9 protein-coding genes are annotated in these 13,383 nt (G+C 59.2%); 4 read left to right on the top strand and 5 right to left on the bottom strand.

The genetic code is table 11. The features are described from left to right. Positions 1-65: 65 nt before the first annotated feature. From JFU57_RS23290 to JFU57_RS23280, 3 genes are all read right to left on the bottom strand, one after another. The gene (locus JFU57_RS23290) at positions 66-896 is read right to left on the bottom strand and encodes an HpcH/HpaI aldolase/citrate lyase family protein (RefSeq protein WP_201130906.1); all 831 of its coding nucleotides are present in this window, start codon (positions 894-896) and stop codon (positions 66-68) included. After that, positions 890-1,738 carry an FAS1-like dehydratase domain-containing protein gene (locus JFU57_RS23285; RefSeq protein WP_201130905.1) on the bottom strand — a complete coding sequence of 283 codons (849 nt, stop codon included), beginning with the start codon at positions 1,736-1,738 and terminating at the stop codon, positions 890-892. The genes JFU57_RS23290 and JFU57_RS23285 overlap by 7 nt, the downstream gene beginning before the upstream one ends. Positions 1,739-1,832: 94 nt before the next feature. Further along, entirely contained in the window at positions 1,833-2,744 is a 912-nt protein-coding gene (locus JFU57_RS23280; RefSeq protein WP_201130904.1) for an SDR family NAD(P)-dependent oxidoreductase, read from the bottom strand. A 330-nt stretch (positions 2,745-3,074) separates the two neighbouring features. Here JFU57_RS23280 and JFU57_RS23275 point away from each other — a divergent pair, with 330 nt between their 5' ends. Further along, positions 3,075-4,334, top strand: a complete 1,260-nt coding sequence (locus JFU57_RS23275) for a CaiB/BaiF CoA transferase family protein (protein WP_201130903.1) — start codon at positions 3,075-3,077, stop codon at positions 4,332-4,334. Positions 4,335-4,655: 321 nt separating this feature from the next. Beyond that, the gene (locus JFU57_RS23270; RefSeq protein WP_201130902.1) at positions 4,656-5,930 is read left to right on the top strand and encodes an MFS transporter; all 1,275 of its coding nucleotides are present in this window, start codon (positions 4,656-4,658) and stop codon (positions 5,928-5,930) included. Between the two features lie 178 nt (positions 5,931-6,108). Here the strand turns inward: JFU57_RS23270 and JFU57_RS23265 are convergent, their stop codons facing one another. Both JFU57_RS23265 and JFU57_RS23260 read right to left on the bottom strand, forming a co-directional pair. After that, positions 6,109-9,735 carry a transporter substrate-binding domain-containing protein gene (locus JFU57_RS23265; RefSeq protein ID WP_242487509.1) on the bottom strand — a complete coding sequence of 1,209 codons (3,627 nt, stop codon included), beginning with the start codon at positions 9,733-9,735 and terminating at the stop codon, positions 6,109-6,111. Between the two features lie 102 nt (positions 9,736-9,837). Continuing rightward, on the bottom strand, positions 9,838-11,049 hold the full coding sequence (locus JFU57_RS23260; RefSeq protein ID WP_078473476.1) for an EAL domain-containing response regulator: 1,212 nt from the start codon (positions 11,047-11,049) through the stop codon (positions 9,838-9,840). 207 nt (positions 11,050-11,256) lie between these two features. Between JFU57_RS23260 and JFU57_RS23255 the strand changes: the two genes are divergently transcribed. Beyond that, the gene (locus tag JFU57_RS23255; protein ID WP_020297990.1) at positions 11,257-11,883 is read left to right on the top strand and encodes a response regulator transcription factor; all 627 of its coding nucleotides are present in this window, start codon (positions 11,257-11,259) and stop codon (positions 11,881-11,883) included. Between the two features lie 238 nt (positions 11,884-12,121). After that, on the top strand, positions 12,122-13,378 hold the full coding sequence (mexE, locus tag JFU57_RS23250; RefSeq protein ID WP_201130901.1) for a multidrug efflux RND transporter periplasmic adaptor subunit MexE: 1,257 nt from the start codon (positions 12,122-12,124) through the stop codon (positions 13,376-13,378). The last annotated feature ends 5 nt before the right edge of the window (positions 13,379-13,383 follow it).

The following is a 13,383-nucleotide window of genomic DNA, read 5'->3' as shown; positions in this document are numbered from 1 at the left end:
GCTTGAACAGGCGCACTCGACCGTGGGCTTGGAAGCGGCTTTCCGGGCAGCGCCGAACCAGGCGTTCATACTGCGCAGTCCCCGGTGTTGATCGCTCGGGCAAGAATGCGTCGTGCGCGCTCGATCAGCGGCCGGTCGATCATCTCGCCATCAAGCTGCACCGCGGCGCCGCTGTCACAGGCCTTCAGCGCAGCGCGCGCCCAGGCAATCGCTTGGTCATCCGGCACGAACGCCTGCTTGATCGGCAACACCTGGCGCGGGTGAATCGCCAGCTTGCCGCCAAAGCCAAGGCCGGCGGCCATCAATGCCTCGTGGTGCACCGCCTCCGGGTCGTCAAAACGTGTGGCAATACCGTCCAACGGCGGCGGCAAGCCTGCCAGCCGCGACTGCAATACCAGCACCCCGCGGCAGTAGGCCAGCGCCCCCCAGCTCGGCTGGCAGCCCAGGTCCAGGGCAAGATCCAGCGCACCCAGGGCGGCTTGAACCACACCCGGGGCCTGAAGCAGGCCGGCAAGGTCAATAAAGGCGTTGGCGGTTTCGACGAGTGCAATCACCGGCACCTGGTACCCCAGCAGATCGTGCACGCGCTGGATATCGGCGGCCGTTTCGGCCTTGGCCAGCATCAGCCCATCAAAACGCGCAGCGCGCAGCGCGATGAGATCGCCTTCGAAGGCCTCGCTGGCGGCGGCATTGATCCGAATAATGACCGGCACCGATTGAATCCCATGCAGAGCCACGGAGCGCCGAGCTACGTCGCGTGCAGCCGGCGCCACGCCGTCTTCCAGATCCAGAACGACGGCATCGGCCCCACTGGCGGCAGCCTTGGCAAACCGCTCGGGGCGATCGCCCGGCACAAACAAGGCCGCAATCGGCGCCCGAAAAGAGCTGCTTAACATGTCGCACTGGCCTCCATGTTCACCTGGTTATCCGCATCCTGGGTCCACCCCTCAAGGCTGGCTCCCTGCTGCTGCCAATCCACCGCAGCACGAAATGCCCGTCCGCCAATCAAGGGGGCTAGACCACGGTAGGCAAAGCGTTGCGGCACCCGCCCGGCATGGCAGGCCATCAGGTTGAAGAGCACGCTGGCCTGCAGCGGCCCATGGACCACCAGCCCGGGGTAACCCTCTTCACCGGTGGCGTAGGGCAAGTCGTAGTGGATGCGGTGGGCATTGAAGGTCAGTGCGCTGTAACGCAGCAGCAGCGTTGGCGGCGTCTGTACCCAGCATTGCCGCTGGCCCCGTCGCGGCGGTGCTGCCTCGGCTGGGCCCGCAGTACAGGTCGCGGCGCCTCGATAGACGATGTCCTGGCGCTCGCGAATGGCCAACCTTCCAGCGCAGGACAACTCATGTTCGACCGTGACGAAACACAACTGTCCGCTGCGCCCGGTCTTGAAGCGGATATCGGCAATGGTCGACACCCGCTGGATACGCTGGCCAAGTGGCAACGGTGCCAGGGTGTGCACTTCACCCCCCGCCCACATTCGCCGAGGCAGAGGCACCGGCGGTAAAAAACCGCCACGTTGCGGATGCCCATCAATCCCCAGCTCATCCATGCCGGCCTGTGCCGTGGACGGAGCAAGGCACCAGTGCAAACCCGGCGGCGCATGACTTTCGGTTTGCCAAAGATGCGGACCCAGGGTGGCACGATAGGCCTCGAGCATCTGCTCGGTGAGCAGCGCCTCGCACACTTCGCGGCGCCCCAGCCAGGCCTGGATTGCCTCAGGTTGCTGAGTGCTCATCGCCAAGCCTCCGGTAAGCGGGCAAGGCAGCGTTGTTGCGGACCCTTGAAGCTCATGGCTCTATCTCCTTATTGAGTGGCTGCTGACTGAGCGGTCAGACCGGATCCCAACAGAACACATCGGCGCTCACCTGCAAGGGCGTGAAGCCATCGGCCAACGCCGGCATGGCATGTTCGGCGATGCTCAGCGGGCTCCAACCTTCGCTCTGTTGCACCGAGCGCAGCGGGCGGCTCTGGCTCATCAGCATCACTTCGTTGCGACGTACGGTGAACACCTGCCCGTTCACATCCTTGGCCCGATCGGACAGCAAGTACGCGGCGAGTGGCGTGTTCTTTTCCGGGGTCATCTGCTTGAGGCGCTCAACCCGCGCCGTCTCCTGCGGGCTCGTTTGCGCAATAGCGCTGGTCATGCGGCTCCAGGCAAATGGGGCGATGCAGTTGGAACGCACGTTGAAGCGCTGCATGTCGAGGGCGATGGATTTGGAGAGCGCGACAATGCCCAGCTTGGCCGCCGAATAGTTGGCCTGGCCGACGTTGCCGATCAGCCCGGAGGCGCTGACCATGTGCACGAAGGCGCCACTTTCCTGCTGGCGAAAGTGCTCGGCCGCCGCACGGCTGACGAAGAAACTGCCGTTGAGGTGAACCTGGATCACCGACAACCAGTCTTGCGGGCTCATTTTGTGAAAAATCACGTCACGAATAATCCCCGCGTTGTTCACCACGCCGTCGATCCGACCGAAGCTGTCCAGCGCGCAGGCGATGATGTGTTGCGCGCCACTCCACTCGGCAACGCTGTCGGTATTGATGACTGCGCGCCCGCCTTCGGCCTCGATCAGTTTCAGGGATTCCTCAGCCGGCGAGGAGGAACCGCCCTCGCCTCCCAGTGACACGCCGACGTCGTTTATGACCACCGCCGCACCGGCGCGCGCCATCTCCAGCGCCATGGCCCGCCCGATACCGCCACCGGCGCCCGTCACCACAATCACCTTGCCTTCTAAAATCACCATTCTGAACCTCAATCAGCAATCGGAAATTTAGCAAACCGCGAAACCCTCTATCCCTGGCCATCTTGTTCTGCACGACGCAGCTTAAAAGCAACGAAAAATCCTACAAACAATAAGGATAAGTCGACATACAGCCTTAACAGCCCACGGAAATCACGGCCTACTTCTGATTATCTATAGAACTGAAACACCTTGTTTTAGTCATCATGCTGAATAGCATTCTCCATATTGAAAACAAAATCAACTTGAAGTAGCTTCGACATCCACAACACGACTCACACCGCCGACAACGACGGAGGCCTGTTTTTTCTAGAGATGAGGAATGACTGACAAATGAACACGAACACCAGCAAGCGCCCCTTGGAGGGCGTGCGTGTACTGGACCTCTCCCGCGTACTGGCAGGCCCGTGGTGCACGCAGATATTGGGAGATTTCGGCGCCGACGTGGCCAAGATTGAAATGGTCGGGGTGGGTGATGACACCCGCAGGTGGGGACCTCCATTCCTTCCCGAGGACAGCGAGGGCGGGCCAGGTGAAAGCGCCTATTACCTTGGCTGCAACAGGAACAAGCGCTCCGCGGCGATCGATATCGCTGACCCGGCAGGCGCCGACCTGATCCGGCGCCTTGCGGCACAGGCCGATATTCTGGTTGAAAATTTCCGGGTCGGCGGGCTGAAAAAATACCAGCTCGACTACGAGAGCCTGCGAGCCATCAACCCTAAATTGGTCTATTGCTCCATCACCGGCTTCGGCCAGGACGGCCCGTACGCAGACCGCGGCGGTTATGACTTCATCGCCCAGGGCATGGGCGGCCTCATGAGTATCACCGGCGATCGGGATGCCGCTCCCACCAAGGTCGGGGTCGCCATCACCGACCTGACTACCGGTATCTACGCCAACGTCTCGGTGCTGATCGCCCTGCGTCACGCAGAGAAAACCGGCATCGGCCAGCACATCGACTGTTCGCTGCTCGATACCCAGATTGCCATGCTCGCCAATCAGGCCATGAGCTGGCTGGTGGGCGCCACAGTGCCGGGGCGCATGGGTAATGCGCACCCGACAGTGGTTCCGTATCGCACGTTCGAAAGCCTGGATGGCGACCTGATCATCGCAGTGGGCAACGACCACCAGTTTAAAGCACTGGTCCAGGTGCTGGGGCGCCCCGACCTCGCGCTTGACGAGCGATTCATGGAGAACTCAGGACGCGTCATTCACCGTGATGCACTGGAAGCCGAACTTGAAGAGATCGTAGGAACATGGAGCAGTCACCAACTGATAGCGCAACTGGTCGCTGCCAAGGTTCCGGCAGGCCCCGTCAACACCCTCGACCAGGTCTTTGCCGACCCGTTTATCGAAGCAAGAAAATCGGTCCACCATTTCGTGCGAGACGATAACGTAGACATCCCCACCCTGGCCTATCCTGGCAAGCTCTCCGAGACACCTGCCGACTATCGTCGCGAGCCGCCAAGGCTTGGACAGCACACCGAAGAAATTCTGAGCCAGTGGATCAACCTCTCGACTGATGAGTTACGACACTTGGCAGCTGCCGGCGTGATCTGGAATCGCCCAGGGCAACAAAGCCCTACATCGTGAACGCTGCAAATCCACTGGAGACCTACACCCCTCAGCATGAGAGCAAGGTTAAAAGTGCAGATTTGAAGGTCACGACCACCATTTCAAATCGCTCTTTTAAACCAAAAACCGTGGATCTAGGCGAAATACAAATAACACGCAACACAAACGGGCCTGACAAACCTCCTTAATTACAAACCGCATAAAGCGATCCTGAGCAACGCCAACAGAGCGACTAACGATAGCCGCGTGATGGCGAGTCACAACCTCGCACTGTACCGATATATTTTTACCCTACAAAAAAGTCAAATCCTTATAAAAATAATAAACACAGGCATAGCCATGAACAATATTGCTCAGACACAAGCACTGACACTTAATAAAAATCGAACTTGGATTGTAGTTTTCTTTTTTTGCTTTATCTGCCTAGTCGCTGACGGCACCGACCTGATGCTCCTTTCCTATAGTTTAAGCAGCCTGAAATCGGAGTTTGGGCTGACCAGCCTTGAGGCGGGGACTTTAGGCAGTTTGACATTGGCCGGCATGGCCATAGGTGGCATTTACGGTGGATGGTTGTGTGACCGCTTCGGCAGGGTCAAGACCATCATCTGGAGCATTGTGTTATTCAGTCTAGCCAGCGGTGCCCTAGGGCTGGCGAATAGCTACAGCCAATTTGCAGTTATACGTTTTATCGCATCCCTGGGCTTGGGCGCGGTGTATGTGGCCTGTACGACCCTTATGGCGGAATACGTACCCACACGCTATAGAACCACGGTCCTTGGCACCCTGCAGGCGGGCTACTCGGTAGGCTATATAGTCGCGACCTTGCTTGCAGGCTGGATCTTGCCCGAGCACGGTTGGCGCTGGTTATTTTATGTTTCCGCGATTCCCGTGGTGCTCGCGGTATTCATGCAGATCTTTGTTCCTGAATCAGACATTTGGTTAAAAGCACGCGCCGATCGCTTGAAAACCAAAGGAACTCAACCGCGAACATGGACCCGCAGCAAAGGCGCTGGCACCTTCAGACAGATCTGGAATGACCCGGCCGCCAACCGCATGTTTATATTCTGGGCGCTCACTGCCTGCTTCCTGCAGTTTGGTTACTTTGGCGTGAACAACTGGATGCCTTCATATCTCGAAGGTGAACTGGGGATCAAGTTCAAGTCCATGACCACCTATATGGTTGGAACTTACACCGCCATGATAGTAGGCAAAATATTAGCCGGCATCGCCGCGGATAAATTCGGCCGCCGAGCCACCTTTGCATTTGGGACACTATCAACTGCCGCTTTCCTGCCCATCATCGTGTTGTTTCAAACACCGGAAACCATCTTGCCGCTGATGGTGACCTTTGGTTTTCTGTATGGAATACCCTATGCCGTCAACGCCACCTACATGACAGAAAGCTTTGAGGCAAAGTTTCGAGGAACGGCCGTGGGCGGTGCTTATAATATCGGGCGTATTGGCGCAGCCATTGCTCCGGCAACCATAGGTTTTCTGGCCACGTATGCGTCCATTGGTACCGGCTTCTTGATTATGGGGGCGGCCTATTTCATTTGCGGAGTTATTCCCGCGCTGTTTATCAAAGAAAAGCAATTCGACCCCATCAAACAATAAACCTCTAAACATTGACCCGTTATAAATCCCCCCTTGTTTAACTCAAGAACACACACGGTCCTTGAGCTCTGTACCCTGGACAAAGGCGCCGGCTTTGGCACTGATGCCGAGACACTACGGTTTTGGCATGAGTGGATGCATAGCATCAAGCGGATATGGCGCCATCTGATACAGCCCCTCAGCGCTGCTGGAGATTCAGCAGCGCCCGCTCCAGCGCATTGATAGCTGTTTCGACCTCCTCCACCGCCGGCCTGAGCTGCGCCGATGTCACTTGCGAGTCTTCGCATGCCGCTTCGAGGCGCCGACAGCACTCCACCAACTGCTCGCCTGTCACCACCCGCGCAGCACCTTTGATGCGATGCGCCAGCTCCGAAAGTTTGTCGATCTCGCCTTCTTGCAACAACGTGAACATCCGTTGGCAGTCCTTGCGATTGCTGTTGATCAGTTCATCGAGGATCTGGCGGAATTTCACCGGTTCGCTGCTGATCAACAACTCCAGCGGGCCAAGATCGACCAGTTGCGCCACCCCGTGTGTCGCGTCCAGTGGCTGCAAGGAGGAATGTTCGAGCTGATCGGCCTGGTGCAGCGCCAGCAGGCGAGCGTCCAGGTCATCAATCCCGATGGGCTTGATCAGGCAATCATTCATGCCCGCCAGGATGCACAGTTCAAGCTCTTCGGGTTGGGCATCTGCGGTAAGGCCGAGAATCACGGTGGGCTCCAACGCCCGCTCCTGCTCCATACGGCGGATTGCACGGGTCAGCTCGACACCATTCATGACCGGCATGTGGCAGTCGGTAATGACAATATCGAAAGGCTGTTCACTCCAGTATTCAAAGGCCTTCTGGCCGTTTTCCGCCTCGCCGACATCGTGGCCGAGGAACTCCAGTTGCTGGCACAGCACTTGGCGATTGACCTGATGATCATCCACCACCAGCACCTGCAGGCGATAACGCTGGGGGGACGTTGGTAGCGCCGAGAGCTGCGTGACGCTGATGGGCTCGAGCACTTGCACCCGCAGCTCGATCTCGACCTGCGTACCCCGACCCAAGGTGCTGCTGATGTTCAGCCGGCCCCCCATCATTTCGCACAGCGAGCGACAGATCACCAGGCCCAGGCCCGTACCTTCAGAGTGCTGCATCGTGCGCTGCACCTGGAAAAACGGTAGGAACAGGCGCTGCTGATCGACCGAGCTGATACCGATGCCGCTGTCTTCGACACGGATACTCACATTGAGCAGGCTGCTGTCGCTCAAGCTGCCCACGATACTGATCTTGACTATGCCCTCTTCAGTGAACTTGATCGCATTGCTGACCAGGTTGGAGAGAATCTGCTTGAACCGCAGGGCGTCGACCAGAACATCGCAATTGATGCTCGAGTCGATCTCCAGCACCAGGTTCAGGCGTTTCTGTCGCGCCAGCCCCTCAAATACCCGCGCGACCGATTCAACCAGTTCACGCAGGTTGGCGCGCTTGGGCGAAAGGCTCAGGCGGCCCGATTCGATACGGGCGATATCGAGGATATCGCCGATCAATTCCAGCAGGCTTCTGGCCGAAGTGTGGGCAATTTCGATGCTCGCACGGTCGATGGGCTCGCTGTCGGCGCGCTTGAGCGCCAGCTCCAGGATGCCGATGACCGCGTTCATGGGCGTGCGAATTTCATGACTCATGGTTGCCAGGAAGCTGGTCTTGGCCCGGCTGGCATCGTCCGCGTGGTTTTTCGCCTCCTGCAACTGCTGCACCAGGTGACGGTGTTCGGTGATGTCGACCCAACCGCAGATCACACCCTTAAGAACGCCCTGGGCGCTCTGAAACGGATGTGCCCAGTGGCTGATCCAGACTTCCCGGCCTTGCAGTTGAACGGCATGCACCGACTCGACCGTTTGCCCCTCGTCCAGGGCTCGTTGGTAGTCACGATGGAAATCAGGCGGGCCTTCGAAGTTTTCCGCAGGCAACTGCTGCACTGCTTTGTTCAGCACCTGTTCTCTGCCCAGACCGACGCTTTTCAGGTAGCTGCGGTTGCACGACAGCACGCGGCCCGCGGTGTCACAGACGTACAGCGGCGGCGGCATGCAGTCGGTCAAGGTTTCGACAAACCGCAACTGATCGTTGAGCATCCGCTCGGCGGTGCGCCGCGCCTTGATTTGTCGACGCAGGTAAATCACCCAAACCAGGGACAACAGCACCAGCAGCGCAGCACCGGCGATTACCTCGCTGATCACCCGCTGATAATCGACCCAAGTCTGCCCGCTCATGCCTGGCGGGGAGCGCCAGCGATTGGAGATCGCGTTCAATTCATCCGGCGCAATGTTCTGCAAAACCGTGTCGATGATCGACTGCAGCTCCGCATCGCTGCGGCGCAAGGCAAAGTTGATCGTACTCGGCCCGAGATCGATTACATGGTTGATGACCAACTTGTCGCGAAACAGTCGCTCGGTGTAATAGCGTGCTGCGGGCAGCGCAATAACGGCGGCATCGGCCTTGCCCTCGTAGAGCAGATTCATCGAATCCAGGGTGCTGCCGGCTTCGATCACTTGCGCTTGCGGATAGCTTTGACGCAGCCGCTGCAGAGCGACGTGACCGGAAGGAATGGCCACCCGCTTATTCACCAGATCGCCCAGCTTGCCTTGCTGCTCGATATCGCTGAGCAACACAAAAGGGCCGGCAATCAGCGGCCTGGAAAAGCGCAGGTAGTCTTCCCGCTCGGGGCTCGCCGTCATCAGCGCCAGATCGGCCTCGCCCTGTTGCAGGGCTTGGATGATCTGCGGGTACCCGCCGCTGCGCGAGACCACTTGAAAGTCCAGGCCGGTACTCAGGGTGATCACTTCCAGAAGATCGATCATACTGCCGGAAAAAACCCCATTGGCGTCAAAATAGGCACCGGGGGCCAGGTCGTCATTGATCACCAGTCGCGCCACCGGGTGCCGCTCGATCCAGCGCAACTGTTCCGGGGTCAGGTGGATCGGCTCTTCGCCGGGGATAAAGCTGTTGCCGACCCAGCGTTTGGCCAGAATGTTCAACTGATCATGACCAATGGTCTCGATGGCCACATCCACCAGGTGCTGCAAGCGAGTGTTGTCGCCCCGCAGCGCATATCTGTAGCCACCGAGGGGCAAATCGGCAAAACGCTCGAAGCGCACGTAGCCGTAGAACGAACGATTGATCTGGTAATAGGCGCTGTACAGGTCATCGAGGTAAGCATCGGCCTGACCAAAGGCAGCGGCGGCAATCGCCTGCTCATGGCTGGCAAAAACCCTGAAATCGGCACCCGGGTAGCGCTGCTGCAACTCCGTCAGGTGCTCGCCCGTGACGGCCACGCGCACGCCGGCCAGATCAAGGGGCGAATGCTGTGGCTCGGCGTTGCGCTTGAACAGCGCGAGCCGGTCCCGAGCATAGGGCATGCTGAAAATAAGGTCTTGGCGTGGCAACGAACTGCCGTGGCGACTGACCATATCGATGCTGCCCGCTTGCAGGGCCTGCTCGGCATCCTGATCGTTGGCGAAGGCCACGATTTTCACTTGGACGCCGAGCAACTGCGCAACCAGGTGGGTGGCATCAGCGCTGATGCCCTCGTATTGGTTGTCCTGGGCATTGACCGAGAATGGCGGCGACTCGCTGGGCGACACACCGACCCTGAGTTCGGCCTTGTGCCGCAGCCAGCGCCAGTCGTCAGGCGAAATCGCCATATCGTGACGGTCGATGCGCAATTGACTGGAGAGCGCCTTGGGCACTAGACCCGGCGAAGCAGCGACCACTGAGGCGCTGATGGAAAGCAGGCACAAGCACAGCCAGAAAGAACGTAAATACATGGGAGTTCAGAGACCGAAAATGCCTGGGAATACGGGAGCCGGTTGTGGGTAAACGCAGCCGTCGCGGCTCGCGCAATAATAGATCAAAGCCGTTGGCCAGGCTTAATCATCGTTGCCCGGCCCATTCTGGTTTGCCGCCCGGCCCAGGCAGTAGTCGATAAAGTGATTTTCCGGCATGGGGCGAGCGAACAGGAAGCCCTGGCCGATGCTGCAACCCAACTCGATCAGGCGAGCCTGTTGCTCGACGGTTTCCACACCTTCAATGACCAGCGAAATGTTCAGTGCCCGCGCCAGTGCCACCGAGCAACTGACGATGGCGGCACTCCGGGGCTGGCTTTGCATTTTGTGCACGAACGCCCGGTCGAGCTTGATCTGGCTGAATGGCAGCTCGCTGAGCCGATCCAGGGACGAATAGCCGGCGCCAAAATCATCCATGGCCAGGCCACAGCCAAGAATCCGCAGCCGTACCAGGTTCTCCAGGCTGCTGGCCGGAGCACCGATAAGCGCGGACTCGGTGATCTCGAACATCACGCTGGCCGGCGGCACCTTGGCACGCTTGAGCAGCATCGGAATGCGCTCGGTCAACACGGCGTTGGCCAACTGCGCCGGGTGCAGATTGAACGCCAGGTTGATCCCCCGGCCCTGGGCCGCCAGCCGCTGGTGCAGGGCCAGGCCCTGTTCGAACAGATGCCAGAACATCCTGTCGATCAGGTTGTGCTGCTCCATCACCGGTAAAAAATGCGCGGGGGCCAAGATCCCCAACTGCGGGTGCGCCCAGCGCGCGAGCACTTCGGCACCGACCAGGACCTGCCCATGCAGGGTGACTTTGGGTTGGTAATAGGCCTCGAATTGGTGGTCGTCCAGGCCCTGTCGCACGTCGCCCAGCGTTGGCATCTCGGCCGGCGACAGCAAGATGGGCGCAGCATTGCAACGCGCCTGGTAGCGTTTGACCAGCAGGCAGAAGCCCTCCATGTTGAAGGGCTTGCCCAAATCACCGAGGAACGGCAGGCCCAGGCAGTGGATCATCGACACCGTGGCCTGGCGCAGGATAGGTTCAAGCTCGCTGCACAGCACTACCCCCCGCACCTTGCCGCTGTTGCTGGCATGACGCAGAAAGGCCAGGCCATCCATCCCGGCCATTTTCAGATCACAGAGCACAATATCCACGTGGCTGCACTCGGCCAGGATAGCCACCGCTTTATCGCCGTCCGCTGCTTGCAGCACGCGGCCCGGCAGCAGCTTTTCCAGCGCGGTCACGGTGACCAGACGCTGGAAGGGTTCATCCTCGAGCACCAAAACAATCAAGTCTTGCATCGCAGGTCTACACACAAAAGGGGGGGATGATCAGTGTGCGAGGCTGCATCTGAGGCCTAAATGGGAAATTTCCTATGTCATCCAGGAATTTTCCGAAGCTAAACTAGGCGCAAGTACTCCGCTGTCCGACTCGGCTAATAATGGCGTCAGCATTTTCCCAATAAGACGTCCCATGACCGACGTGTTTTCGAGAGGTTAAACAACACCATGCATAGTGTTCTGATAGTTGACGATCATCCGGTGATTCGATTCGCCGTCAGGGCTCTGTTGGAAAAAAACGGGATGCGTGTGGTGGGCGAAGCCGACAACGGTATCGATGCAGTTCAGTTGGTGCGTGAGCTGACACCGCAGGTGGTGATTCTCGATATCGGCATTCCAAAACTGGATGGTTTCAACGTTATTACCCGAATCAAGACACTCAACGTGCGCAGCGAAATATTGATATTGACCTCGCAACCTGCCGACTCGGTGTGCCGACGCTGTATCCAGCTCGGTGCCCGTGGCTTCGTCAACAAAGAAGAAGGCATGGACAATCTGATTACCGCGATCAAGGCGGTGGACAGCGGGTATACCTTCTTTCCTCCACTGGCCTCGGACACGGTCAATCCGGCGGAGCAACTCACCGAACTGATGCAGATTCAGTCCCTGACTGATCGCGAGTTGACGGTCTTGCAGCACTTGGCCCAGGGCTACTCGAACAAGCAGATCAGCGAAATGCTGTTCCTCAGCAACAAGACCATCAGTACCTACAAGACCCGTCTGCTGCAAAAACTGAATGCCACGTCCCTGGTGGACCTGGCCGAGTTCGCCAAACGCAATGCCTTGACGGCTTGAAATGACCAGCATCTGCCCAGGGTTGCTGCCGCCCTGCCCTGCAGCATCGTTGCACGAATGGATACACTGAATTGCGCAGCCTGTAATTGATAGCCCCCTAACGAAAGGCGCATGCTAGGGGGCTCGCATGGGGCTCTCTATCATTCCCGATGATAGTTACCTTCGCTTCATTCGATTCGTGCGATACCAGCCTGCCGCTCATCATCCGCCCATCTTAAATTACCTTGGCGGATGAACCATGGACCAGTCACTCAAACTCTTGCGCTATCCACTCGCGGCCCTGGCCGTGCTGGTGATGAGTGCTTGCGGTAAAGCCCCGGAAACCGCCGCCAGCATGCCCGCTGCCAAAGTCAGCGTGGCCAAGGTGCTGGAACAGCCGGTCAATGAATGGGACGAATTCACCGGGCGCCTCGAAGCCCCGGAAACCGTTGAAATCCGCCCACGGGTTTCCGGCCAGATCGATCAAGTGGCCTTCACCGAAGGCTCCCTGGTGAAAAAGGGCGATTTGTTGTTCCAGATTGATCCACGCCCATTCCAGGCTGAGGTACGCCGTCTGGAGGCCCTGGTCGCCCAAGGCCGTGCCAACGCCACCCGCAGTGAAAACGAAGCCCAGCGCGGCGAACGCCTGCGCGCCAGCAACGCCATCTCCGCCGAATTGGCCGACTCGCGCACCAGCGCCTCCCAGGAAGCCCGGGCTGCTGTCGGCGCGATCCAGGCGCAACTGGATCTGGCCAAGCTGAACCTGAGCTTCACCCGCGTGACCTCGCCTATCAGCGGTCGCGTCAGCCGCGCGGAAATCACCGCCGGCAACCTGGTCACCGCCGATACCACTGCGCTGACCAGCGTGGTCTCCACCGACAAGGTCTACGCCTATTTCGATGCCGATGAGCGCGTGTTCCTCAAGTACACCCAGCTCGCACGCCAGGGTCAGCGCGGTGCAACCACCCCGGTGTACCTGGGCCTGTCCAACGAAGACGGCAACCCGCACCTGGGCCAGATGAACTTCGTCGACAACCAGGTCAACCCGAAAACCGGCACCATCCGCGGCCGGGCCGTGTTCGACAACAGCGACGGCACCTACACCCCGGGCCTCTATGCACGCCTGAAACTGGTGGGCAGCGGCACCTACTCCGCCGTGCTGATCAACGACGAAGCGGTGGGCACCGACCTAGGCAAGAAGTTCGTTCTGGTGATGGATGGCGACAACAAGTCCACCTACCGCGCCGTCGAGCTGGGGCCGAAGATCGAAGGCCTGCGCATCGTGCGCAGCGGCCTGAACAAGGACGACACCATCATCGTCAAGGGCTTGCAGCGGGTGCGTCCGGGTTCGCCGGTCACGCCTGAAGTGATCCCCATGGCCACCAAGGAAACCCTCGCCGCTCTGGCGCAACAACGACAAGCACTGGAAGCCAGCAACCTGCCCCCAGTCACGCCCGCCAAAAGCGCGCCTGGCTCGGCAGTGAAACTGGCCAGCGCTGCGACTCCACGCGGTTAAGGGAC

The sequence above is a fragment of the Pseudomonas sp. TH07 genome, from assembly GCF_016651285.1.
Classification (GTDB): domain Bacteria; phylum Pseudomonadota; class Gammaproteobacteria; order Pseudomonadales; family Pseudomonadaceae; genus Aquipseudomonas.
Note: the sequence above shows the minus strand (reverse complement) of the source record. Positions and strands in the feature narration are given on the sequence as shown.